Annotated in this window: 25 protein-coding genes; 17 read left to right on the top strand and 8 right to left on the bottom strand. The window is 54.6% G+C overall.

What is annotated here, in order from left to right; all coding sequences use genetic code 11:
* Window positions 1-97: 97 nt before the first annotated feature.
* The 5 genes from EG886_RS02820 to EG886_RS02840 all read left to right on the top strand — a co-directional run bounded on the left by EG886_RS02820 (window position 98) and on the right by EG886_RS02840 (window position 3,548).
* Window positions 98-409, top strand: coding sequence for a hypothetical protein (locus tag EG886_RS02820; RefSeq protein WP_124726719.1), 312 nt, complete (start codon window positions 98-100; stop codon window positions 407-409).
* A 19-nt stretch (window positions 410-428) separates the two neighbouring features.
* Window positions 429-740 carry a hypothetical protein gene (locus tag EG886_RS02825; protein WP_124726720.1) on the top strand — a complete coding sequence of 104 codons (312 nt, stop codon included), beginning with the start codon at window positions 429-431 and terminating at the stop codon, window positions 738-740.
* Window positions 741-803: 63 nt separating this feature from the next.
* On the top strand, window positions 804-1,154 hold the full coding sequence (locus EG886_RS02830; RefSeq protein ID WP_124726721.1) for a hypothetical protein: 351 nt from the start codon (window positions 804-806) through the stop codon (window positions 1,152-1,154).
* Complete coding sequence (locus EG886_RS02835) at window positions 1,138-1,764, top strand: MBL fold metallo-hydrolase (RefSeq protein WP_124726722.1); 627 nt, start codon at window positions 1,138-1,140, stop codon at window positions 1,762-1,764. Before EG886_RS02830 ends, EG886_RS02835 begins: the two co-directional genes overlap by 17 nt.
* A gap of 164 nt (window positions 1,765-1,928) precedes the next feature.
* Window positions 1,929-3,548 carry a long-chain fatty acid--CoA ligase gene (locus tag EG886_RS02840; protein WP_206425358.1) on the top strand — a complete coding sequence of 540 codons (1,620 nt, stop codon included), beginning with the start codon at window positions 1,929-1,931 and terminating at the stop codon, window positions 3,546-3,548.
* Window positions 3,549-3,570: 22 nt separating this feature from the next.
* Here the strand turns inward: EG886_RS02840 and EG886_RS02845 are convergent, their stop codons facing one another.
* Window positions 3,571-5,058, bottom strand: a complete 1,488-nt coding sequence (locus EG886_RS02845; protein WP_124726724.1) for a flavin monoamine oxidase family protein — start codon at window positions 5,056-5,058, stop codon at window positions 3,571-3,573.
* Between the two features lie 185 nt (window positions 5,059-5,243).
* Window positions 5,244-5,894 (bottom strand): hypothetical protein, encoded by a 651-nt coding sequence (locus tag EG886_RS02850; RefSeq protein WP_124726725.1) that lies wholly within the window; start codon window positions 5,892-5,894, stop codon window positions 5,244-5,246.
* Window positions 5,895-6,095: 201 nt separating this feature from the next.
* Here EG886_RS02850 and EG886_RS13615 point away from each other — a divergent pair, with 201 nt between their 5' ends.
* Genes EG886_RS13615 through EG886_RS02860 form a run of 3 tightly spaced genes read left to right on the top strand, consistent with a single transcriptional unit; the run spans window position 6,096 to window position 11,202 of the window.
* The gene (locus tag EG886_RS13615; RefSeq protein WP_164491611.1) at window positions 6,096-6,785 is read left to right on the top strand and encodes a hypothetical protein; all 690 of its coding nucleotides are present in this window, start codon (window positions 6,096-6,098) and stop codon (window positions 6,783-6,785) included.
* The gene (locus EG886_RS02855) at window positions 6,782-9,751 is read left to right on the top strand and encodes a trifunctional glycoside hydrolase family 18/polysaccharide deacetylase/glycosyltransferase family 2 protein (RefSeq protein WP_164491612.1); all 2,970 of its coding nucleotides are present in this window, start codon (window positions 6,782-6,784) and stop codon (window positions 9,749-9,751) included. Before EG886_RS13615 ends, EG886_RS02855 begins: the two co-directional genes overlap by 4 nt.
* 47 nt (window positions 9,752-9,798) lie before the next feature.
* On the top strand, window positions 9,799-11,202 hold the full coding sequence (locus EG886_RS02860) for a Na+/H+ antiporter NhaC family protein (protein ID WP_124726727.1): 1,404 nt from the start codon (window positions 9,799-9,801) through the stop codon (window positions 11,200-11,202).
* Here EG886_RS02860 and EG886_RS02865 read toward each other — a convergent pair.
* On the bottom strand, window positions 11,122-11,778 hold the full coding sequence (locus EG886_RS02865; protein ID WP_124726728.1) for a class I SAM-dependent methyltransferase: 657 nt from the start codon (window positions 11,776-11,778) through the stop codon (window positions 11,122-11,124). The two genes, EG886_RS02860 and EG886_RS02865, sit on opposite strands and share 81 nt — an antisense overlap.
* A 203-nt stretch (window positions 11,779-11,981) precedes the next feature.
* The gene (locus EG886_RS02870) at window positions 11,982-12,485 is read right to left on the bottom strand and encodes a hypothetical protein (RefSeq protein WP_124726729.1); all 504 of its coding nucleotides are present in this window, start codon (window positions 12,483-12,485) and stop codon (window positions 11,982-11,984) included.
* Window positions 12,486-13,021: 536 nt separating this feature from the next.
* On the opposite strand from EG886_RS02870, the gene EG886_RS02875 reads away from it, so the two are divergent.
* The 3 genes from EG886_RS02875 to EG886_RS02880 all read left to right on the top strand — a co-directional run bounded on the left by EG886_RS02875 (window position 13,022) and on the right by EG886_RS02880 (window position 14,704).
* Entirely contained in the window at window positions 13,022-13,708 is a 687-nt protein-coding gene (locus tag EG886_RS02875) for a 4'-phosphopantetheinyl transferase family protein (protein WP_124726730.1), read from the top strand.
* A 130-nt stretch (window positions 13,709-13,838) separates the two neighbouring features.
* On the top strand, window positions 13,839-13,940 hold the full coding sequence (locus EG886_RS14100; RefSeq protein ID WP_420894161.1) for an RAxF-45 family protein: 102 nt from the start codon (window positions 13,839-13,841) through the stop codon (window positions 13,938-13,940).
* A gap of 116 nt (window positions 13,941-14,056) precedes the next feature.
* Window positions 14,057-14,704, top strand: a complete 648-nt coding sequence (locus EG886_RS02880) for an ATP-binding cassette domain-containing protein (protein ID WP_124726731.1) — start codon at window positions 14,057-14,059, stop codon at window positions 14,702-14,704.
* A gap of 100 nt (window positions 14,705-14,804) precedes the next feature.
* On the opposite strand, the gene EG886_RS02885 is transcribed toward EG886_RS02880, so the two are convergent.
* From EG886_RS02885 to EG886_RS13620, 3 genes are all read right to left on the bottom strand, one after another.
* Window positions 14,805-15,446, bottom strand: a complete 642-nt coding sequence (locus EG886_RS02885) for a DUF975 family protein (protein WP_124726732.1) — start codon at window positions 15,444-15,446, stop codon at window positions 14,805-14,807.
* A 54-nt stretch (window positions 15,447-15,500) separates the two neighbouring features.
* Window positions 15,501-16,532, bottom strand: a complete 1,032-nt coding sequence (locus EG886_RS02890) for a glycerophosphodiester phosphodiesterase family protein (RefSeq protein ID WP_124726733.1) — start codon at window positions 16,530-16,532, stop codon at window positions 15,501-15,503.
* A gap of 165 nt (window positions 16,533-16,697) precedes the next feature.
* On the bottom strand, window positions 16,698-16,841 hold the full coding sequence (locus tag EG886_RS13620) for a hypothetical protein (RefSeq protein ID WP_164491613.1): 144 nt from the start codon (window positions 16,839-16,841) through the stop codon (window positions 16,698-16,700).
* 282 nt (window positions 16,842-17,123) lie between these two features.
* Here EG886_RS13620 and EG886_RS14025 point away from each other — a divergent pair, with 282 nt between their 5' ends.
* Complete coding sequence (locus EG886_RS14025) at window positions 17,124-17,252, top strand: hypothetical protein (protein ID WP_277423828.1); 129 nt, start codon at window positions 17,124-17,126, stop codon at window positions 17,250-17,252.
* Window positions 17,253-17,375: 123 nt separating this feature from the next.
* Here EG886_RS14025 and EG886_RS02895 read toward each other — a convergent pair whose 3' ends face one another.
* The gene (locus tag EG886_RS02895; protein ID WP_124726734.1) at window positions 17,376-18,170 is read right to left on the bottom strand and encodes a class I SAM-dependent methyltransferase; all 795 of its coding nucleotides are present in this window, start codon (window positions 18,168-18,170) and stop codon (window positions 17,376-17,378) included.
* 250 nt (window positions 18,171-18,420) lie between these two features.
* Between EG886_RS02895 and EG886_RS02900 the strand changes: the two genes are divergently transcribed.
* Genes EG886_RS02900 through EG886_RS02920 form a run of 5 tightly spaced genes read left to right on the top strand, consistent with a single transcriptional unit; the run spans window position 18,421 to window position 22,878 of the window.
* A complete protein-coding gene (locus EG886_RS02900) occupies window positions 18,421-18,723 on the top strand; it encodes a hypothetical protein (RefSeq protein ID WP_124726735.1) in 303 nt (100 codons plus the stop codon).
* Window positions 18,724-18,777: 54 nt separating this feature from the next.
* A complete protein-coding gene (locus tag EG886_RS02905; RefSeq protein WP_124726736.1) occupies window positions 18,778-19,020 on the top strand; it encodes a hypothetical protein in 243 nt (80 codons plus the stop codon).
* A gap of 47 nt (window positions 19,021-19,067) precedes the next feature.
* On the top strand, window positions 19,068-19,757 hold the full coding sequence (locus EG886_RS02910; RefSeq protein ID WP_124726737.1) for an ankyrin repeat domain-containing protein: 690 nt from the start codon (window positions 19,068-19,070) through the stop codon (window positions 19,755-19,757).
* On the top strand, window positions 19,723-20,946 hold the full coding sequence (locus tag EG886_RS02915; RefSeq protein WP_124726738.1) for a hypothetical protein: 1,224 nt from the start codon (window positions 19,723-19,725) through the stop codon (window positions 20,944-20,946). The genes EG886_RS02910 and EG886_RS02915 overlap by 35 nt, the downstream gene beginning before the upstream one ends.
* Window positions 20,947-21,006: 60 nt before the next feature.
* Complete coding sequence (locus tag EG886_RS02920; protein ID WP_124726739.1) at window positions 21,007-22,878, top strand: ankyrin repeat domain-containing protein; 1,872 nt, start codon at window positions 21,007-21,009, stop codon at window positions 22,876-22,878.
* The last annotated feature ends 12 nt before the right edge of the window (window positions 22,879-22,890 follow it).

Raw genomic sequence — 22,890 nt, forward strand, 5'->3', positions numbered from 1 at the left:
CTTGCACTCCGGGGTACGAATGATCGATCCAACCGTGGGGACGAAGACATGGGTTTGAACATGTAATAAAAAAATGAATCAACAAGGAGGATTTATGATGTTGAAATTTGACGAAGAGGTAATGAAAAGGGAATTAATGAAGCGGCTCAATTATGGCGAAAGAGGGGCTGAATCTGTCATGGAAAAGTTGCGGAATCTGGATGATCAACTGCAGCCTGTCTTGGATCGATGGCTGGAAGGGGAAGATGAACCGGATGTGGCCGTCAATGGAGTGACGTTGGGGATGGTCAGGAAATACATTGACCGTAATTTCTATTGGGCCATGCGTTATCTCTCCAGTTTTGCGGAGTCTGCAGAATTTGCAGCATTATTTCTCGAGGATCCGATACAATTCGGAAGAATACGTTGACGGGGAGAGGGGCTCCGCGATGCTCAAATTTGACGAAGAGGTATTGAAGAGAGAATTGATGAAACGGCTCAATTATGGCGAAAGCGGAGCTGAATTTATCATGGAAAAGTTGCGGAATTTGGATGACCGACTGCAGCCTGTCTTGGATCGTTGGCTGGAAGGGGAAGATGAACCGGACGTGGCTGTCAACGGAGTGACGCTGGGGATGGTGAGGAAATACATAGACCGCGATTTCCTTTATGCGATGATCAGATTATCCCGTTATGCAGAATCAGAAGAATCTGCGGCACGCTTTCTCAATAATCCTGAGCGGTTCAGAATGAGAAGATGACGTGGAACAAAGGAGGAATTCACAATCCTGCGCTTTGATGAACAGGCTTTGAAAAGGGAATTGGTGAAGCGGGCCGGTTATCCCGAAGAATCAACCGAATATGTCATTGAAAAATTGAGGAATTTGGACGATCGTCTTCAGCCGGTCCTGGATCGCTGGCTGGAAGGGGAAGATGAACCGGACGTGGCCGTCAACGGAGTGACGTTGGCGAAGGTGAGGAAATACATGGACCGCGAGTTTCTTCGTGCGATGATCAGATTATCCCGTTATGCAGAATCAGAGGAATTCGCGGCACGCTTTCTCGAAGATCCGGATCGGTTCAGAATGAGGAGATGTGATGTGAGCCGGCTGCGATTTTCCTGGGTGGAAGCAAACCAATACAGGAGAGGGGACGATCATGGCCAGCGGAACTGAGAATCAGATGCAACGGCAGAAGATCATCGGTTGGATTTCGCTGGGGGGAGGAATCGCCGGGTTGATGGCGTTGATGATGATGTTGTTTTCCGGCGGTTCGGAAGAACCCGTTCATGCCGAGGGATCCCTCCCGAGGGAATACATTGATGCGTTGCGGGCGGTTTCCGCCAGAGATTACCGGCTGATGAGTGAGGAATTGGCCAAGCTGGACGTTGAGGAGCTCAAGGCGCTGTCTCCCGAAGACCGGAAGTCGGCGTTGGAAATGCTCCTTTTTATCGGGGAAGTCGACAAGGTGAACCAGACGGATCCCGAATTCCTGGACCGTTTGGCCGAGACGGATCCGTGGGTGGGGGAATTGCAGTTTGAAAAGGCGGTTCACATCGGAAATGCGAAAGCGATCGCCGGCATGTGGAAACAGACGTACATGACTCCCCGGAGATATAAAATCGCGGTGGAGGCTTGCGTGAAAATCGGTGATTGGCAAAACGCGGAAGAAGCCGCCAAGTCGAGCGGAGACCAAACGCTGGTGAATTGGGTTCAGGAGCAAAAACAGAAACAAACGCAGCAAAAGCCGGCCGGACAGAATTCGGCGCCGGCGGGTTCTTCCTGAGCCGCGCCATGTCCGTGACAGAGACGCTTCCCGAATGGGGAGCGTTCTTTTTATTTGAGAGTGAATATTCATTATTGTGTTGATTAATAAGAATATATACTTAAAATAGTAAATACAAGCGAATTGGAAGAGAGAAAGGGGCAGATGACATCATGAAGGGAACCATGATGAATTATCCGCTGACCTTGCCGCATCTTTTGGAGAGGGCCCGTCTGATTCACGGCTCCGCCGAAATCGTTTCGCGCATGCCGGACAAAAGCTTGCACCGGTATACGTATGACGATTTTGTGCGCAGGGCCAAGTCACTGGCCAAGGCATTGATCCAGGCGGGACTTCGCAAGGGAGACCGGGTGGGAACGCTGATGTGGAACCATTATGTCCATTTGGAGGCGTATTTCGGCATTCCCGTCTCCGGAGGAGTGTTGCACACGCTGAATCTTCGTCTGCATCCGGATGAAATCGCATACATTGCCGGACACGCCGAAGATCGGTTCCTGATCGTGGATGATGTCTTGCTGCCTCTTTTGAAACGATTTGAGGACAAGCTCCGGGTGGAAAAAATCATCGTGGTGCCGCTGACCGGCCAGCCCGTCCCCGAGCCGTACACGGATTATGAAGCGTTCATTGCGGGAGCCGGATCCCCGGATGATTTCGAATACCCCGACCTGGACGAACAGGATGCGTTGGGAATGTGTTACACGTCCGGGACGACGGGAAGACCGAAGGGAGTCGTTTACTCGCACCGGTCCATGATTCTCCATTCGTTCGCTTGTGCCATGACGGATACCATGGGCCTGAGCATCAAGGATTCTGCCATGCCGGTGGTTCCGATGTTTCACGTCAATGCCTGGGGGCTGCCGTTCACGCTGACGATGGTGGGCTCCAAACAGGTCTATCCCGGTCCGCATTTGGATCCCGTCAGCCTGCTGGAATTGATGCAGCATGAGCAGGTGACGTTTGCGGCGGGTGTTCCGACGATTTGGTTCGGGATCCTGCAGGAGTTGGAGAAGAATCCGGGTCATTGGAAATTGCAGGACGGGTTGAGAACGGCGGTGGGCGGATCAGCCGCTCCCGAATCGATGCTCCGGGGAATGGACCGACACGGTGTCAGGGTGATTCATGCCTGGGGAATGACCGAAACGGCTCCGGTCGGAACGGTGGGCATTTTGAAGCCGCATCTGTTGAAGCGTTCCGAAGATGAGCAGTATGCCTGGCGGGCCAAGCAGGGCATTCCCGTGCCGTTCGTCGAGATTCGGGTGGTGGGGGAAAACGGAGAGGCTCCCTGGGACGGCAAGTCGATGGGAGAGCTGGAAGTGCGCGGTCCCTGGGTGGCGGCCGCCTACCACAACTTGCCCGATGGTTCCGATTCCTTCACGGAAGACGGATGGTTCCGGACCGGAGACGTGGCGACGATCGATGAGGAAGGGTACATGAAAATCACCGACCGGACGAAGGATCTCATCAAATCGGGCGGTGAGTGGATCAGCTCCGTCGATCTGGAAAACGCGATCATGGCCCATCCTGCCGTGAAGGAAGCCGCCGTGGTGGGAATTTCCCATCCCAAGTGGCAGGAACGACCGCTGGCCGTGGTGGTCAAAAAAGAGGGAGCCGACCTGACGCTGGAAGGGCTTCATGCGTTTCTCGCTCCGAAATTCGCCAAGTGGTGGTTGCCCGATGAAATGGTGTTCGTCGATGAAATCCCCCGGACTTCGGCAGGAAAGTTCCTCAAGTCCCGATTGAGGGAAGAGTACAAGGATCTGTATTCGGGCGGTTCGGCGAGCTGACGGAACAGCCGTTGGCCCGCCTTCACCCTGCTGACGGCGGATGTTGTCCGTCCGATTCGGACGCGCGGTGAATCTCGTACGCGGCACGGATTCCCGACTGGATGGCGCCTTCGATCCACGCACGGACCGTGGAGGTGTGTTCGCCCGCGAAATGAACCCTGCCTTCCGGAACCGCGATATAAGGTCCCAGCTCGGATTCCTGCCCCGGCTTGAAGACGACGAAACCTCCCCCGATAAATGGATCCTGGATCCAACTTTTCGAACGGCCGGTCACAAAGTCGCGGTACACCACGTCCCCGTGAATCCGGTGCAGGTTTCGGAGCGCCAGTCTCAGGCGTTCTTCTTCCGGCTGGCTGTTCCAGGGATGGGTGTCGTCTTCCCAGGTATAGCTGGCAAGGACCACTGCGGGAGTGGGCGTGCCGATTCCATGACTGGGATAATACGTAAAACGGGTGGGCAAGTCCGTAACGGTCTGACCTCCATCCATGCCTTCCCGTTCCCAAAAACGGGTTTTGAATTCGATGCCCACCTTGGTGGCCGGGACGTAGTGCAGCGTCCGGATGGCTTTTCGCTTGTAGTAGGAGAAAGCGTCATAGGGTTCCACGGTCACCGAGCGGAGCATCGAAAACGGAATGGCGATGATGACGTAATCCCCGGTCCAGGAAGAAACGGCGCCGGTGCGCGTGTTTTCCGTGTAGAGCGTGACCTCTTCTCCGTGGGAAGCGATGTGAAACAGTTTTTCCCGAAAGCGGACAAGCTCTTGGACTTCCTTGTACATGCTGCGGGGAAGTCGGTCCATGCCTCCTTCGATGAAATCGTACGAAATCGTGGGATCGAGGAATTGGCTCAAAATCCGGATATTGTCCAGAAATGAGAGTTCCGCCAACCCCTGCACGTCCAGGAGGACCCGGACCATGTCGACCGCTCCGGTGGAAAGCTCGATGCCGTACGGATTGTCTTTGAGGAATGAGTCGAAGGGGAGGCTTTCCAGTCTTCGGGTCAGTTCCGGCCGAAGCTCGGGCCGGGTGCGGTGATAGAGATCGTTCACCTGCCGGATGATGTTCCTGACCAGTTCTTCCGCCGTCTTTCCCCGTTCATTGGGGGCCACGGGATATCGGAGGATGTCGGGGTTCCCCTCATAATCCTTCCGCCTCACTTTGACGCCGTTGACGTAAATCCGGTCTTCCGGGGTGCTGTTGATGAAAGGCTTCAGGGACAATCCGAATTTGCGGATGTATTCCCGGATCAGCTTGTGAGTGGATGGGATGCGCATCGCTCCCGCTTCAAAGAATTGGCCGGGTGAAAACGGTCTCCGAATCGTGTATACCCTTCCGCCGATCCGGCAGGACGCTTCCAGAATCACCACCCGGTATCCTGCTTGTTTCAACAAGGAACCGGCCGTCAATCCCGCCATTCCCGCCCCGACAATGACCACTTTTTCGGGGCTGGTGGCCATGCCGAGCCCTTCACGGACGATCGAGACCATTTGCTCGATGGAAAGTTCCGCCATCCGGGTTTCCTCCCCTGTACGCGTATGTTCGGTGGCTGCCGCCGCTCCGCGGATTCCGGGATCCGACCCGGTCGCGGGGCTTTTTTGATTTCCGTGCAAACGTCCATGACGCCATTTCATGTTTATGTCGTGCCGCCCGTTTTTTTCAAAAAAAAAAGAGCCGGATCAGGCACCCGGAGTTCATGTCACGGGTTCTGATCCGGCCGGAAGTCATTCTTTCCGTCCCGCGTTTTCGAACGATCCCGTCGCCAATCGTTTTTGTTTGGACGGTCCGAACGGGAACGGTCATCCTCATTCCGCGGTTCCGTACGGTTTGCGGAAGAGTTCTCTCCGTCCTCCGCTTCCGAACGGGAAGGACGTTTCTTTTTTTGGGCGGAGGGAGTGTCGGCGTTCTCCTTGTCCGTCAAAGAGGTTTCCGTCTTCCCGGATTCTTTTTGGATTCCGGTTTGGTTTCGCGTCTTTTCTCCGGCGGAGGGACGAATCGCTTTGGAATCGGAGGAAGTTTGTTTCCCGGGACGGGGAGGAGTGGATTCCATATGCGTCCATCCGGATTCAGGCGTAAGGGGGCGATCGGAAGCCGGTTTGAAATAAATCTCCTTGGCCAAAGCCCCGCCGCTCAGGACGATGAACAATCCGACCAGGATGAAAGCCCCTCCGATCAACCGGATCGAAGAGGGGAGTCGAACTTTTCGGAACATCACCCGCTCCGGATGAATGACCGAAATCACCCCCACTCCCGCCGCACAGACTCCCAACAGAAGCAACATCACGGGAGAAAAGAAGAAAAAGGACATGACGGCGAGCAACAGCAGGAGCAATTGAAAGAACCGGATCATCCGCAAAGTCTCCTTATTTGCAAACGCTTGCCTGTGTTAGAATGTTTTTCAATGAAATCTATATCTAACTCTATCAATTCCAACTGGCAGGAACAATGATTTCTGAAATATTTCGATCAATTGTCGGAGATTTCCAATGGAGACGGGGCAAAGGGAGCTTGTCATTGGAACTGCCATGAATATGTGCAAGGATGGTGTGCGATGAAGCGAAAAATCGCCGGATTTTTGTTCGCGCCCTTTTTCGTCGGGCCTCCCGTCAAAAGGGCTGTGGCTGCTTCCGTCGGTTTGTTGTTGGCCGGAGTCTCCCCGGAAGGGTGGGGAATCTGGCTGTTGTTGGTGTTGGCTTGGTTGTTGGGTCTCAATCTGTTGGCGCTGGCGGTCGGCTTCGGAACATGGATGTTGCTGCCTTTTGTGGAATGGGTGAGCTTGAAGGCCGGGTTTGACGGATTCGTTCCGGATGATCCGCTCGGGAAAGGGATTGCGGGCGTATTGATGGCAGCTCTGTTTTTTCCGGTGTTCCTCTTGCTGTTCAAGGATCGGCAGCAGCGGAAGGAACCGGAATCCCGCAGGTTCGTGTTTCAGGATGACGGGCGGAGATGGAGGTTTCTGACCCGGTGTGCAATCATCTTGTTGACCATCTCCCTGATGTCCCTGACCGTCTTTGTGGACGGGCTCAGGTTGGATGCCGTCGTTCCCGACGTGTCCGTGGATCACGATGTGCGCATCGTTCCGGTGACGGAAAAGCTGACCCGGTCGGAGCGGGAACCTGCCGGACTCCGGCGTCTGTTTTCAAAAGAAGCCGGATTTTCGGACGCCGAAAAGCCCGAAGCTTATGGATTTTACGCTCCGTGGGATCCCCGGGGATTCGTGGAGCTGAAAGAAGGGGAGTGATCAGAAATCTGGATGTGCTGATTCCGCAGTGGTATTCCATCGGGGAGGATTTTCTTCCTGAAATCCGCAAACAACCGGAAGTGGATCAACTGGCGAAAAAACACGGTGTCAAGATCCTGCCGCTCGTCCACAACGTTCGGAACGGCCAGTGGGACGGAGAGTGGCTTCACCGGTTGCTCTCTTCTCCCGAACGGAGAGAGGCGTTCATCCGGGCACTTCTGGCGGATGTGAAAGAAAGCGGATATCACGGGATCAACGTGGATTTCGATGCGGTGCTCCCGGACGACAGAAACTTGTTGACGAATTTCATGAAAGAACTCTCCGAAGCTTTCCGCAGCGAAGGGCTCTTGGTCACACAGGACGTGCCGGCGGATGATCCCGCGTTCAACTACCGGGAATTGGGGAAAGCGGTGGACAAGCTGGTGGTGATGTTGTACGAGGAGAACTTCGCCGACGGAGAACCGGGTCCGCTCGCGTCGTTGGACTGGGTCCGGAAAACGTTGGAGACAATGCCCGTCCCGAAGGAAAAATTGGTGGTCAGCCTGGGGAACTACGGATATGATTGGACGATCGGGAGCGAAGAGCCGGCCGAGCCGCTCACGTTCCATGAAATCATGAAACTGGTGGACCGTCACGGGCTCCGCATTTTCTGGGATTCCGTCAGTCACACGCCTTATGTCCGTTACAACAAGAACGGAGAGGAACATGTCATCTGGTTCTTGGACGGAGCCACTTTCCACAACCAGATGACGGCGGCCGTTCAGGCCGGAGTCAGCGGTGTGGCCTTGTGGCGGGTCGGATCGGAGGATCTGTCCGTGTGGAACGTCTTCGGGAAAAACGGCAAGCCGGGGAACGTCGATTCCTTGCAAACGTTCGGAGGAGAGATCCCCCTGTATCAGGGTGACGGGGAAATTTTGCGCATCGTTCCCCCGTCCGGTCACGGAGAGCGAACGTTCCAAAAAAACGTGAACGGCTGGATCGTGGATGTGACGTACAAAAAAGCATACACGCCGCTCACGGTGGAACAGATGGGAATCCCCGCTTCCGAAAAGACCGTGGTGTTGTCGTTCGACGACGGGCCGGATCCCGATTACACCGAAGATATCCTGGATATTCTCAAGGAACACAATGTGAAGGCTTCCTTCTTCGTCACCGGGCTCAATACGCTTCGAAACCCGGAGCTGGTCAAGCGGATGGTGGAAGAGGGACATGACGTCGGCAATCACAGCTTCACCCACGCGGATCTGGGTCGGGTGTCGGAAACCGTCGCCCGCCTGGAAATGATCGCCACTCAACGCCTGTTCCAAGGCTTGACCGGCCGCACGATGACGATGGTTCGACCGCCTTATCAGGCAGGAGTGGTTCCGGTCAGCGAGTGGGACTGGACGGTTCTCAAAAGAACGCAACAGGGCGGATCCGTGATCGTCGGGGAGCGTGTGGACGCCAAGGATTGGTACTTCAGCAAGCCGGAAGAGATTCAGCGGCAGTTGGTGAAAGAGCTTCCGAACGGACACATCGTCCTTCTGCATGACGCCGGCGGAGACAGGAGCGGCACCGTCAAGGCCTTGCCGGAAATCATCCGGACCCTGAAGCAGCAAGGCTTCGTCTTCGCACCCCCCAGGGAATTGCTGGGCAAATCGGTGGATCAAGTGATGCCTCGCGTTCAACCGGAGGAAAAAGTGTACGCGGAAGTATCCGCAACGGTGTTTGCCTCGTTGGGGATCTTTCGGCAGGCGTTCTCCCTGTTCCTGGGGGCGGCTCTGGTCATGGGATTTGTCCGCGTGGCTCTGCTGATCTATTTTGCGTTCAGACAACGGAAAAACCTGTGGCAGCGCAGACGGGCGCAGACCTTTACCGTGGTCCGCAGCAATTTCAACCCGCTGGTCAGCGTGGTGATCGCGGCCTACAACGAAGAAAAAGTGATCAACAAAACGATTCGCTCCGTTCTTGCCAGCGATTACCGTCCGCTTGAAGTCATCATCGTGAACGACGGTTCCACCGACCGGACGGCGGAGGTGATTCGGGAAGAGTTTGCGGGAACGCCGGGCATTCGCGTCATCACCAAGCCGAACAGCGGCAAAACGGATTCCATCAATGTCGGATACAAGTACGCCAAAGGGGAAATCATCGTTTCCATCGACGCCGACACCATCATCGCGCCGGATGCCATCACCCTGATGGTCCGCCATTTCGTCGACGAAAAGGTGGCGGCTGTTTCCGGAAACGTCAAGGTTGGCAACATCCGCAATCTGCTCACACTGTGGCAGCATGTGGAATACATCACCGGATTCAACCTGGAGCGCAGGGCTTTTGACGAACTGAACGCCATTCCGGTGGTACCCGGAGCGATCGGGGCCTGGAGAAAAAGCGCGGTGGAGGAAGCGGGTTATTATCAGCATGACACGTTGGCGGAAGACACCGACATCACGCTGACGCTCCTGCGGCTCGGTTACAAGGTGCAATATGAGGACCGGGCCTACGCCTGGACGGAAGCTCCCGAGGATGTCCGGAGCTTCCTCAAGCAGCGTACCCGCTGGATTTACGGGACCCTGCAGTGTCTCTGGAAACATCGCGGAGCGTTGTTCTCCGGAAAGCAAAAAACGCTGGGCTACATCACCCTGCCCAACATGTGGTTGTTCCAGTACGGGGTGCAGGTGTTGTCCCCGTTTGTGGACCTGTTGTCCATTGTCGGCTTTTTCACGTCCAGTGCCCAGAGGGCCATGCTCTTCTACGTGGTGTTTCTCGTGTTTGACCTGTTGACGGCCTTTTTCGCGTTCAGTCTGGAAAAGGAGAGCCCGAAACCGCTGATCTGGCTGTTCTTGCAGCGGTTCGTGTACAGGCAATTCATGACGTACATCGTGTTCAAATCGCTGTACCTGTCGCTGAAGGGTGTACTTGTCGGTTGGAACAAGCTGGTGCGAAAAGGAAATGTGCCGGTGGAAGCGGAAATCAAGACGGCAGGGTGATTCTTTCGACATAAAATCGCCCAATCCTGAAGCAAGGAGTGGGGAGCATGTGTCCATCTCCGGTTTTTTCCGGACGGGAATTGGGCGGTCTGTTTGCGATCACCGTCACGGGGATCCTGGTGGCCGCGTACACGGGAGTTCCGTTGTTGGTCGGATTGCTTCCCGGATTGATTCTTCTGTGGGGCATGTGTCTTCGCAAAGGAGTCAGCGGGAGGGAGCTGTTCGGGATGAGCCGCGGCGGAGCGATGAGAACCCGGGAGGTGCTCATCATTCTGCTGTTGGTCTCCATCCTGCTCCCCCTGTGGGATTCGAGCGGGACGGTGGACCAGTTGGTGGGGTTGTTTCTCGGATGGCTGTCGAAGGATTGGTTTCTGACCTGTTCATTTGTGTTCATGATGATGCTGTCCATGCTTCTCGGCACGTCGGTCGGTTCGCTCAGCGCGCTCGGCATTCCGCTTTTGAGTGTGGCTGCCGCGTGGAAGCTGCCTCCGGAACTGGTCGCGGGAGCACTTGTGTCGGGAGCGTTTGTCGGTGACCGGACTTCTCCGTTTTCGGGAACTCACCAGTTGTTGGCGGACATGGTTGAGGTGCCGGTTCGCAAACTGTTTCGCATCATGCTTCCGACGACTGCATTGGCGGTTTTCATCAGTCTGATGTTTTTCCTCTGGCAGGATTGGACGCTGAGCCGGGTGGCCCCCGGGGAGGCAGCCGCGGGTCCCGTCGAACTTTCGTGGCTGCACGGGTTGCCGCCGGCGTTGTTGCTCTTGCCCGTGTTGTTCCGGAAACCGGTGAAATACGGGTTTGTTCTGAGTGCGGCGGCGGCTCTGTGGATGTCGCTGGACCGGGGAGTGCCTCCCGGGGAGTTGTTGATGCAATTGTGGGAGGGCAGCGAGAAACTGGGGGGCGGAGTCCGATCGATGCTGCCGCTTCTTTTGTTCATCTTCATGACCGGAGCCTTCAACGGTGTATTGGAAGGCTTGAATATGGTCAGGCCGTTCCTGCAACGCTGGCTGCGGAACAAGAGGTCTCCGTTTTCCTTGGCGTGGCGGACGGTCGTCGCTTCCGGGCTGATCGCCGCCACGGTCTGCAACCAGACGATGCCGATCATCCTGACCGGACGGTCCTTCCTGGATCATTGGAAAACGACGCGATCCCGGGAAGAGCTGGCGCGGGTGATGGGGGATTCCGCCATTTTGTTTCCGGGAATGATCCCCTGGAACCTTCTGGCCATCCTGTTTGTCGCGGTCATCGGCATCCCTGCTCTCTCCTGGCTTCCGTACGCCGTCTTCATATGGAGCTTGCCCCTGATCACGCTGGCGGTCTCCGCGGGAATGTCCGTCAAACGGGCAAGCAGGGATGATCAGCCGGCCTCAGGCGATGGTGGCCGACATCAGCCAAACATACCGGTTCATCCGACGAAATTGGACGAGAAATCCGGCCTTCCGGAATGATTCTTCCAACCGGCCGATCACCGGATAAAATTCGCGTCTCAGGTCTTCGGCCAGCTCAAGGAATCCCCGGTCTTCCGCTTCTTTTTGAAACGCTTCGCGCGCCTGTTCATCAACAAAAACCGTATCGGCAAACACGATTTTTCCACCCGGGCGAAGAAGGCGGGTCATGTCCGCCAACGCCCGGTCTTTTTCTTCATCCGTCAAATGGTGAAACGCCCAGGTGCTGACGATTCCGTCGACCGTCGGCACGGAATCCGGCACCGACAGGAAATGCCCTTCCACCAGCTCCAGTTCCGGCACTTTGGCGGCGGCTTGCGCACGCATGGCAGCGGACGGTTCGACACCGATCACCCGGTATCCGGCCGCCACGAGAAGTCTGGACAAATTGCCGGTCCCCGGACCGAACTCCAGGATCGTGCTGCCCGGAGGGAGCGCCAATTCATTCACAACCGTCTTCAGGATCTCCGCATATCCCTCAAACACTTCCCGATATTCCGGATGACCACCGGAAACGGCCGAATCGTATTCTTCTGCCCAACGTTCAAACAGCTCGTTGAACCTTGCTCCGAGGGCCATTGTTCCTTGCTCCTTCATTCCGTATTTTTATAAAATCCCATTGGATTAGTCGGTTTTAATTTGATTGTATCCCTTTCTTCGGGTTTCGGCAACGGGGAAGAGAAAAACAAAAAATCGTCCCCGGAAGGACGATCTTCACTCCCGGCCGACCCACAACCGGATCGACCGGAGGGAAACATCCGCATATTCGTTTCTGGAACGGTTCAATCCCTGCACATGAACAAGTTCCAAATGGACGGTTTGCATTTCGGCTTTTCCGGTTCCTTTGGCTGATCATCGGTCGGGGGCGGAGGATTGTCAGGATCTTGCGGTTTTGGATCTTCCGAAGAAGGATTGGACGGTTGCGATTGGGACGGCGGTGAAGAGGAGCCTTTGTCATCGGCCGGTTTGGAGACGGTGGAAGATTCGTTGGAAGAATGATTGGGCGATTCCTTGGGCGTTTCCTTGGGAGTTTCCGAGGGTTTTGTTTCCGTGGTGGGTCGTTCTTCCTTGGTTTCCGTCACCGGGACGGGTTCCGGTTCTTCCACCGTTTCTTCTTCCGGAAGCTCCGAGAAATCCGATTCCGGCACTTCTTCCGTGTGTTCCGCCTCCGTCATCGCGGTATCGGCTTGGACCTTGCTGTCCGCCCGTTGTCCGCCTGCTTGTTGTGTGGGGCTGAAGACAAACCAGATGGGAATGATCAGCAACAACATGAGCGGGATTGTCAAAAGAGACCATTTTTTGTAAGAATTCGGCTTTTTCTCATTTCTTTGGCGCAGGCGGGTGGGAGTCGGCTCCCATGCATGACCGATTGGTGCAGGGTGTGAGCGTTCATCGGTGGAGGGACCGTTCTCTGTGTAAAAATTCTCCAACAGGTTATGTTTGATGGGCTTTGGTGCAGAAAGCAGCATCTGTCGTTGCTTTCTCGAACGATTCTCCATATCAACAGTTCCCTTCTGATCTGATGGTCTTTGCACCAACATCCATGGTAACACGAACAATTCATGTTTCCAATGAGTCGGTGGTACGTGTAACAAGATTGTTATCTGTAATTGGTTTCATGTATTGTTCGCATATTCCTTTCAATCCGGCAAGAACCATATTTGTACATGTTAGAATATTGGGGAAGCGGGAGCTTCCGGTGGCGAAGGCGTTCAAAGACACTGGGAAAATGGATTCCATGCGACTTGGAAAATTTCCTCTTTTTGGATGGATTTTGTTGCTCCATGATGTTCCAAAAAACCGGTCCGGTGGTGATCGATGAATGCGGGAAAGGCCGGAAAGCGGCGAGATTCATGTGTGGGTTTCCTCGTTTCGGGCGAATGGACGGCGCCGGGACGTTTGGCGCAAACTGCTTTCTCCGGATGAAGCGGAGCGGGCGGATCGATTCCGGTTCGAACGTGATCGTGACCGATATGTGACGTCTCGCGGAATGTTGCGGTTGTTGTTGGCGGAGTATACAGGAATTCTCCCGGAACGCCTTCGGTTTCGGTACGGGACGAACGGAAAGCCGGCCCTCGTCTCCTCAACCGGCGGGAATCTCATCCGGTTCAATCTCTCCCACGCCGGTGACTGGTTTGTCCTGGCCGTGTCGTCCGACCGGGAAGTGGGGGTGGACGTGGAACCGGTCCGGGAGTTTCCGGACGCCGATTCCGTGGTTGAACGGTTTTTCACGCCGGCTGAAACCGGTCGCTATCTCCGGCTGAAAGAGGAAAAGGGATGGGCGGCGTTTTTCATCTGTTGGACGCGGAGAGAAGCGTATTTGAAGGCGACGGGGGAAGGGCTCACCGGAGAGATGGATGAATCCCGCGTATGGATCGCGGGGGAGGAGGAAGAACCGGACAAGACAAAACCGTGGACCGTCGTCGACCTGGTGCTGGGGGAGGAAGTGGCTGCCGCATTGTGCGCGGAAGGACGGGGATGGGTTCCGGTGATCCGGCGGTTTCCTTGACGGGAATTTCTTGGTGCGCATGCATGGCCGGAACAGTTGCCAATCGTTTGGGAAAAATGTATAATGTTAAACTGGAACACTCCAAATCAACGAAAGAACGGAGGTGAAGGGACTCATGCGTACCGGTCAAATGGCTTGGTTTGTGGCGGAAATTTCCAATATTACCTATGCATTTGTCGTCAACGGGATTCGTATGCCCTTTTTTGGCCATTTGAACAAGACCGGACCATGAGCAAGTTCCCTTCATCTCTTTTTGCGAGATATTCATGATTACGTTGACGACATTCCATCCGCAGGTGAGGGTTGCTTGCCTGCGGATTTTTTTTGTCTTCGGAGGAGGAATGAAAGATGATGATCACCGCCGCAAACCGGATGGGAAAAATGCTTGGAGGAAATTGGGTGCTGACGGATGTCAGCTTTGAGATCAAACAAAGAGACCGGGTCGGAATCGTGGGACCCAACGGATCCGGCAAAACCACGTTGCTCCGCCTGCTCGCGGGGGTGGAATCCCCGGATCGCGGCGAGCTGTTTCTCGCCAAAGGCGCCCGGGTCGGATATCTTCTCTCCCAGCACGGCTGGGAAGGCGATCCGAACATGACGGTGCTGGAGGCGTTCCGGGAGGAAGTGCCGGTGGAGGAAGGGGAAGCACGCCATCTTCTGGCCCGGTTCCTGTTTTACGGATACTCGGTGTTCCGCAAGGTCCGTGACCTCAGCGGCGGGGAACGCATGCGGCTCCGACTCGCCCAGCTGATGCACCAGGACATCAACGCCCTCATTCTCGACGAACCCACCAACCACCTGGACATTGATTCCCGCGAAGCGTTGGAAGACGCGCTTCGCCGTTTCAAAGGCACCGTGCTGGCGGTATCCCATGACCGCTATTTCCTCAACAAACTGTTTGCTCCGGTGTATTGGCTGGAAAACGGAACCCTCACCCGGTATGAGGGCAACTATGACGAAGCAAGAGCAAAGCGAATCGAACAAACCGGGAAATAATGTCCGAAAGTGATGGTGAACATGAAACAGGCCGCGGAAAAGATCCGCGGCCTGACTTGTTGAACTGTCACAGGACGGGCTTGGTACCGCCCCCGGCAAATCAACCGTTCAGTTCGCCGTTCAGTTTGCGGTAGAATTGGGTCATCGTGGCGTGGTAGTACGGAATCACGTAAAAGAAGGCCAATCCGCTCGTCAAAAATCCGAGCAGGAACCAACCGATAAAGGAGAGCTGGAGCACAAACAGTTTCCATTTGTACCCGTCCATCATTTTGCGGCTCCGGGTGATGGCTTCGTTCACCGAGATTTCCGGATGATCGATCAAAATCCAGTGGGAGAGGGCGTATGAATAACTTTTGATGATCCCGGGGATGACCAGCAGGAGACTCCAAAGGAAGAGATAAATGGATTGGAGCCAAAGCCAGCCCATGCTGCGCAACAGCCGTCTTCCGTTGGTGAAAAAGTGGAACACTTGTCCGATGCGGGCGGTTTCCTGCCGGGAGATGTTCAGGAAAATCAGGGAAATCCCCAGGTTCAAGCCGCCGGCGACGAAGACGATCCAGACCAAAGTCGTCAATCCCGCGGCTGCGTTCTGGGTTTCAGTGGGAGATTCGGCAATCATAACCGCCACCAATGCGATCAGAACAAAAGTCAACACGGAAGGCAACAAATAACCGAGGATCGCCGTTCCCCAATTTCCCTTGAGCGATTGCTTCGCCAGTTGTTTCAATTCTTTGTTGCTCATCTGGATGCACTCTCCTGATGTCTATTGATGGTGATGATGAAGGCAAAAAAGCGTTCACTGTTTCAGCTCCGGCCCGATGCGGTCAATCCGGTTGGTCCAGATCCAGCCGGAAAATTCAGCCGGGATCCGTTCCAGATCTTCCACCCGGTCAAAGCCTTCCGAAAATCCGCCGCCACCCGCCACCAGGATCACCCTTGTGTCACGCTCTTCCATGCGCTGGAGAAAGCGATTGGGCCATCCCCACAACCACGGGGCGATTTTTTCCGGGAGATGCAGCTGCGTGTGCGCGCAGGAATCGGGAACATATCCCGTCCAGCCAATGGCGATGTAGGGAATCAGGCATTCTTTCATCGTCTGTTTGGACATGACCCTGAGCTCCGGCATTTCCCGTTTCAAAGCTTCGATCGGCTGGTCTCCGCCGTATACCGCCAGATTCTCCAGGCGGGATTCGGGGAGCTTGGACAGGAATTCGGCCAGCATCTTCCCTTCGGCCGGGTCTTCGCTTTTCACGTGGATGAGAAGCGGCTGATCCGGAAATTCCCGGAACACTTCATCCAGTGACGGCATCATCCCGATTCCCTTGCCGCGGAAGGGAAAGGTCTTTCCGCCGTCCGCCGTGTACCCGTATCCGATGTCCAGCTTTTTCAGCTCCGCCATGGAATGCTCGCGGGTCACTCCCTTTCCGTTGGTGCGGCACTCCAGGACCCAGTCGTGAAACACCGCGAACGTTCCGTCCGTCGTGGGCTGCACGTCCAATTCCACCAGATCTGCCCCCGCTTCAAAAGCGGCTTTCATGGACGGAATGGTGTTTTCCAGATACGAATGTTCCGGAGGATGGATTCGCTCCGCCGTACAGGTGTCATTCTGCAGTCCTTCAAACGGGAACGTCTGGTGAACTCCCCGGTGCGCCAAAAGCCGCGGTTGGCCGGACGGCGCTTCCGTCAGCAGAGAGCTGTTGTTCACATACACAATCGCCAGCAATGCAAGAGGGATCCACACCCGTTTTCGGTTCCAACGAAAATGTTTGAGCAACCAGACCCCCTCCAAAATTTTTTTCAGCAATGAAACACTCTTCAAAGATATCATGATTTCGGACGGGGTGGAATGGGGAAGGCGAATTTTTGTTCGGTGTATCCCGATGAGTCCGGAGACGAGGGACTCCATCAAGCGGGGTTTTCAAGTGACGGGAACCGGATCATGAATATCCCCCTTCTTGCGGCAATCCTACACGCCGCGGGAAGGGGGATTTTATCATGGCTGGGTGACCACAAACGTGATGGTTGTCGGCTTGGCCGGAGCGGTGATTTCCCGGACGCTGTTTCCGAATGTCACCTTGTATGCTTCCCCGGGAATCAAATTGGTGGTGACCGTGCCGTCTTTGGTGACTTGGATCATCGCTGGTACCACCTCTGCTTTCTTGTTGCGAACATTGTAAGAAAGTTCCCGTTGAATCGGGTTTCCTGCGGAATCAACGGCCACGAACGTGACTTGCACCGTTTGGGGTGAGGGCTCTGAGGATTTGGGTGCTGGCTCTGCGGACGGATGATTCATTCCACACGCTGTCAGGAAAAACGTACAGACAAAAACAAACATCTTCCGAATCCACACAGTGTACAACTCCTTTGTGTTTGTCGACAAGAACATGGAGTCAAACAACACAAATTCACCGAGGAAGACATGGAAAAGATCCGAAACATGGGCCCTTACACTTCCGTGGGCAGCGATGGTTCCATCGTTTCAATCGAAGAACAGCAGGAATTTATCGAGAAACACTCCCTGCAACTGAAAGGAAGCGGGGATGAATGATTTGGTGTCCTGCACCCCGGCCAGTGATTGTACGGATTGCCGGTTTCAGTGAAACAGGCTGTTGATCGAACGGACCAACAGCCTGTCTTGTTGCAAGGGTCCAACAGAGAAGATGGATTCGTTTCAACGTTTCCGAAGCACCACGGTGGAGCAGATGTGAGGCAAATCCAGTGCCTGGCCGGCGTAATTCTGCTCCAGAAGTTTTTTCAGCTCCTCATCCACCCGGTTTCGCCCCTCCGGTGACATCGCGGCAAGATTGGACATGGACTGCACCTTGCCCCTCCATCCTTCATGGCTGAACGGAACCGTGTAAGCCGTTTCCCACGCATCGCTCATCCTGAATCCCGCTCTTTCCCAATCATCAAACCATTCCGCAGGAAAACCGTGTTTTCGGGCTTTGGAGGTCGACAGGCTGCCGGGGCTTTTGAACTCCCCGTCCGGCGAATGCTTTGCGATGATCTCCATGGTTTGTTTCAGCAAAGGGTGTTTGTCTGCCGCAAAGACGGAGTTGGAGACGACCAGCCAACCGCCCCGTTTCAGCAGGCGGTTCGCTTCTTGGGTGGCTCTCGTCCGGTCAAACCAGTGCCATGCCCGGAACGCGGTCACCGCGTCACAGGACGCATCCGGCAAACCGGTCTCTTCGGCGCATGCGTGAATGTACCGGATCTGCAAGCCGAAGGCAGCGTCGAGCTTCCTGGCTTCTTCCAGCATTTCTGCAGACGGATCCACCCCGGTCACCAGGCATCCCAGCATGGCCATGTCCCGGCTGGAAAGCCCGGTTCCGCATCCCAGATCCACCACTTGGACTTTTTCGTCAAGGACACCGGTTCCCAACAAGCGATCAAACACCGATTCGGGAATGCCGTCTCGCCATTTGGCGTACACTTCGGCCACTTTGCCGAAATCGACACGTTTCATGGAAAGCCTCCTTCTCACGATGATCGAAGGCCGGAACAACAGGAGGGGATTCTTTTATATTCATTTTACATGAAGAATTGTTTATGTTCTGTCTTTTGGTGATCAAAGATTTTTATCAAGATGCCGGTGAATACGGAGGTCTTTGGAAGTTGGTTGGTTTTTGGTCGTATATGGTTCATTTTATGAACCAAATCGTTTTCTTCTTCCGAATAAATAGGTACAACCAGTCATTCGGAGGGGATCCAACAACGTGGACGAAGAGTACGTTGCTTTTGAGGCTTGTCGGAACGGTGATTTGGAAACATTGAAGCAATTGTTGCGTGAACATCCCGAGTGGATTCACGCAAAGAACATTTCATCGAGCGGGAAAGAGAGGTTTGCCATCACGGCCCCGCATATCAAAGGAGTCGAGATCCGAAACATTGACGGTTTGTCTGTGAAAAGGCTCCTGACGGATGAGCGGATGAAAGGATATCACTCGCTGTTTTTTTCCCGGATGGCAGGCACTTGTGGGTCAACAGTTTCAGCGATATTACAAGACCTGTCGTTGTGATGAACATCTGATCAGCTGTTTCCTCGAGGGATGTTGTGGGACGTCCGTATTCCCTTGGAAAAAAAGATCAACCGGAATAACTGTCCCAGGACCACGCGGATTTTGATGAACGGGAAGGAAACGGTTTGCCTGACTCTCGACGGCAGGTTGCTTTTTTATCAGGCTGACACGGGATCTTTGCTTCGGGAACTCCGGATGGACGGGGAAACGATTTTGGCCATCGGCCTTCATCCGGATGGGGACAAGCTGCGGGTGGCCACGGACCGGCAGATGCATCTGGTGGAGTGGAAGCAATGAACGTAGCGATGCCTTCCGGCTTCGGCCGGGAGGTGGTTTAATCTTGGATGGAGAGGAGATCATCCGTGACCATGGAGGAATTGTTTCAAGCCTGTGAGCTGGGAGACTTCAAGACTTTGAAGAGACTGTTGGAGAAAAATCCCGAGTGGCTTCACGCAACCCGAGGCAACGAAACGCTGCTTCATGTGGCACCGACTCCGGAAATCGCTTCGTATCTTCTGGAACAAGGGATTCCGGTGGATGTGAGCGTCGATCCAAACAGCAGGTGGACGCCGGTAATGGGGGCGGTTCGGCGCTCAAACTGGGACACGGTACGTTTCCTGATCCAGAAAGGGGCGGATGTGTTCGTCCGGGATTCGCGAAAAATGGGGCTGTTGGAAGCAGCGATTGACGATGGTCAATTCGATTTGGCCGAAGAACTGCTGGAGCGGGGAGTTCCGGTGGAAGTGGAAAGAGGGGCCGTGCCGGCTTTGAAATTGTCCGTTCAGAAGGGCCCGTTGACACTTACGCACCGGATACTGGAAAAAGTGACTGACAAGACCTTGATCGGTGAATCCTCCCTGAGAACAGCGATCAGGCGGGGGGGACTTGGAGGCGGTGCGATTGCTGCTGGAGGCGGGAGCGGACCGGAAATACGCGTTTTTCGAGGTAAGAGACTTATTACATTTATTGCCGTTTCCTGTCGCGAAAGAAATGTTTTTCTTGTTGCTCCGATCCGGTGCGCACATCATCGGTGAGAATCATCACAATATCCTGCACATCATGTCGTTTGCATCCGAAGATTGGATTCCGGTGATGAAAGAGATTCCCGGCTTTCAAGAGCTGGTCCGGATGAGAGATGACAACGGGAGATTGCCGCAGCACTTTGCCTCTTCCAAGAAGATGTATGATTTTTTGGCAACGTCCGCCGGGTTCAAGGAAGATCGTCCGTTAGATGGTCCCGGAGAGTTGGGAGATATAGAGTCAGTCCGGCAGGTACTTCTTCATCCCAAGCGTGACGAGCTGATCATGGTCCACCCCGGAGACGGGCTCAGCCGTTGGTGTTACACTCCCCGTTTGGAGTGGGTGGGAGGAGTCATGACGAGTCACCATGACATCCGATTGTCCCTCGCTCCGGACGGAAATGAATTCGTCATGTTGTCAAAGACGTTGTGGGGAGCGGAGTTGCGGCGGTTTGATGATTTGAAGGTTTCCCGTCGTTTGGAGGGGGATGGCTCTTGGTATTTTTTGAACGGAAACTGGGCGCCTGGCCAAGAGATGTTGATGATGACGACGAAATATGAGGACAGGTCGGAAAGAGGAGTGACCGGTGTTCGGTTGGATTCGGAGCAATTCAGCCACTTTACGATGGAAGAGCTGAAGATCAAGAGCAACGAGTGGGACGGGAACGCGATATCTCCTGAAGGGAAGAAGTGGGCGTTTGTAATCATCAGGGATGATTATTATTGCCTCAATGTCAGTCTGAATGTGGTCCCGTTTCCGTTCCGGGAAGGAGAGCGGACACGGTCCTGTTGTTTTCCGGTGGATGTCGAATCGATTCAAGAGGTACTTGGAATCGTGTTTCATCCGGATTCAGACCGCGTGTTTTTTTATTTCAATGCGGAAAACCGCTCCTTTGAGGAAGACCGCTTGATTGCCTGTTCCGTGTCAGAAAACCGGATTCTCTGGGATGTAACGATTCAATCGGGAGTCGACAGATTTTTGATCCCTTCCATTCGGTCATCCTGGCTTGTCGTCAAGGAGGAGGAGATCGTCTGTGCCACTCCGGAAGGAAAACTTCTTTTCCTGGATGTGGAAACGGGTGATCTGTTGCGGGAAGTTCCGGTGGATGGGAAGCTTCTGGCCATCGGCCTTCATCCGGATGGGGACAAGCTCAGGGTGGCCACGGATCGGCAGATGCATCTGGTGGAGTGGAATGGAGAATGAACGGATTCCTTCCGTGTTTCGGCCGGGAGGCGGTTCGTTCAGTTGGAGAGGAGTTCAACCATGACCGTAAAGGAATTGTTTCAAGTCTGTGAGCAGGGAGACCTCGTGATCCTGAAGACCCTGCTTGATAAGAATCCTGAGTGGATTCACGCAACTCGAAAAAGCTGGGATCAAGAAGAGACCTTGCTCCATGCAGCGCCGACTCCGGAAATCGCTTCGTATCTGCTGGACCAAGGGATTCCGGTGGATGTGAACATCAATCCAAACAACAGGTGGACACCGGTGCTGGGGGCAGCCTGGCGGCACAATTGGGACACGGTCCGCTTCCTGATCCAGAAAGGGGCGGATGTGTTCGTCCGGGATCACAATAACAATGGGCTGTTGGAATTGTCGATATTCGACCGTCAATTCGACTTGGTCGAAGAATTGCTGAACCGGGGCGTTCCGGTGGATGTGAAAGGAGCTTTGAAATGGGCCGTTCAGAGAGGTCCGCTTAAGCTGATTCGCCGCATGCTGGAACAAGTGGCTGACGTGAATGCCGAAACCGCACTTGGTGCGTATCCCCTGAAATATGCGATCGAGCGGGGAGACGTGGAGATCGTGCGCTGTCTGCTGGAAGCGGGAGCAGATCCGAAACATGGTTTGTTTCAGGTGGGGGACTCTCAGAAGTATGGTGGAGTACCGTTTCCTGTTGCGAAAGAGCTCTTCTTCTTGTTGCTTCAATTCGGCGCACCCACCATCATCGAAACTCGCAACATTTTGCACAACTTGGCGGGGGCATCCGAAGAATGGATCCCGGTAATGAAACAGATTCCCGGCTTTCATGAACTGGTTCGCATGAAGAGTCGTCATGGACGATTGCCGCAACATTGCGCTTCCAGCAAAAAGATGTTTGAGTTTCTGGCGGAGTCTTCAAGGGTCTTTGGCGATCGGCCGATCCATGCCCATCCAAAGCCGGATCCGGATGAGCCGCCCGGGCAAATCATTCTTCTGCACCCCCGGCGGGATGAATTGGTGATCGCCCAACAGAGAGGTGTGCTCAGCCGCTGGCGGTACACTCCCCGATTGGAGTGGGTGTGCGGGATTCAGACTGACCAGCACGACATCGAGGATCTGCTTCTCTCCCCGGATGGCGAATGGTTTGCCATGACTGCGCGGAAGGTGTTCGGAGTGGAATTGAGGCAGTTCGACGATTTGTCGGTCATTCGCACATTGAAAGGGGAAAAATCTTGCGCGTACGAAAAAGGCATGATCACCCCGGATGGCAGCACGCTGATTGTGGAATGGGGTGACGCCTGGAACTTCTCCTGGTTTCAGTGGAAATCGGGGAGAACCGGGTTTGCTTCGATGGAGGATTTGGGAATCCGTGAAGGATTCAGAGGAGGAGACGTCCTTTCTCCCGACGGTGAAAAGTGGGCTTTTGTCGTAATGTCAGAGGATGAAGACGATTATGAAATGAGTCTGAATGTGATCCCGATGCCGTTTGATCAGAAGGGATGGAAAAAATCCTGTAAATTTGATTTGTATCCGGGATGGATTTATGCCGTACTGGGAACGGCGTTTCATCCGGATTCGGATCGCGTGTTTTTTTATGTGAATGTGTCCGACTGGGTAGACGGACGAAGTGTGGTGGAAGACCGCCTGATCGCCTGTTCGGTGTCGGAGAACCGGATGTTGTGGAGCGTGACGCTTACTACCGGGATCGAAAGGGACGACGAAAAGCTCCCTGATACCTCTCGTCTGGTGGTCAAAGGGGACAAAATCGCCTGTGCCACCCCGGAAAGCAAGTTGTTTTTCCTGGATGTTCAAACGGGATCGGTGTTGCGGGAAGTTCCGGTGAACGGAAAGATTTTGGCCATCGGGCTTCATCCGGACGGGGACAAGCTGCGGGTGGCGACGGATGTCGAGATGCAGTTGGTGGATTGGGAGTAAGGCGCGGACCCA

Source organism: Staphylospora marina, from assembly GCF_003856495.1.
GTDB classification, from domain to species: Bacteria; Bacillota; Bacilli; order Thermoactinomycetales; family Thermoactinomycetaceae; genus Staphylospora; species Staphylospora marina.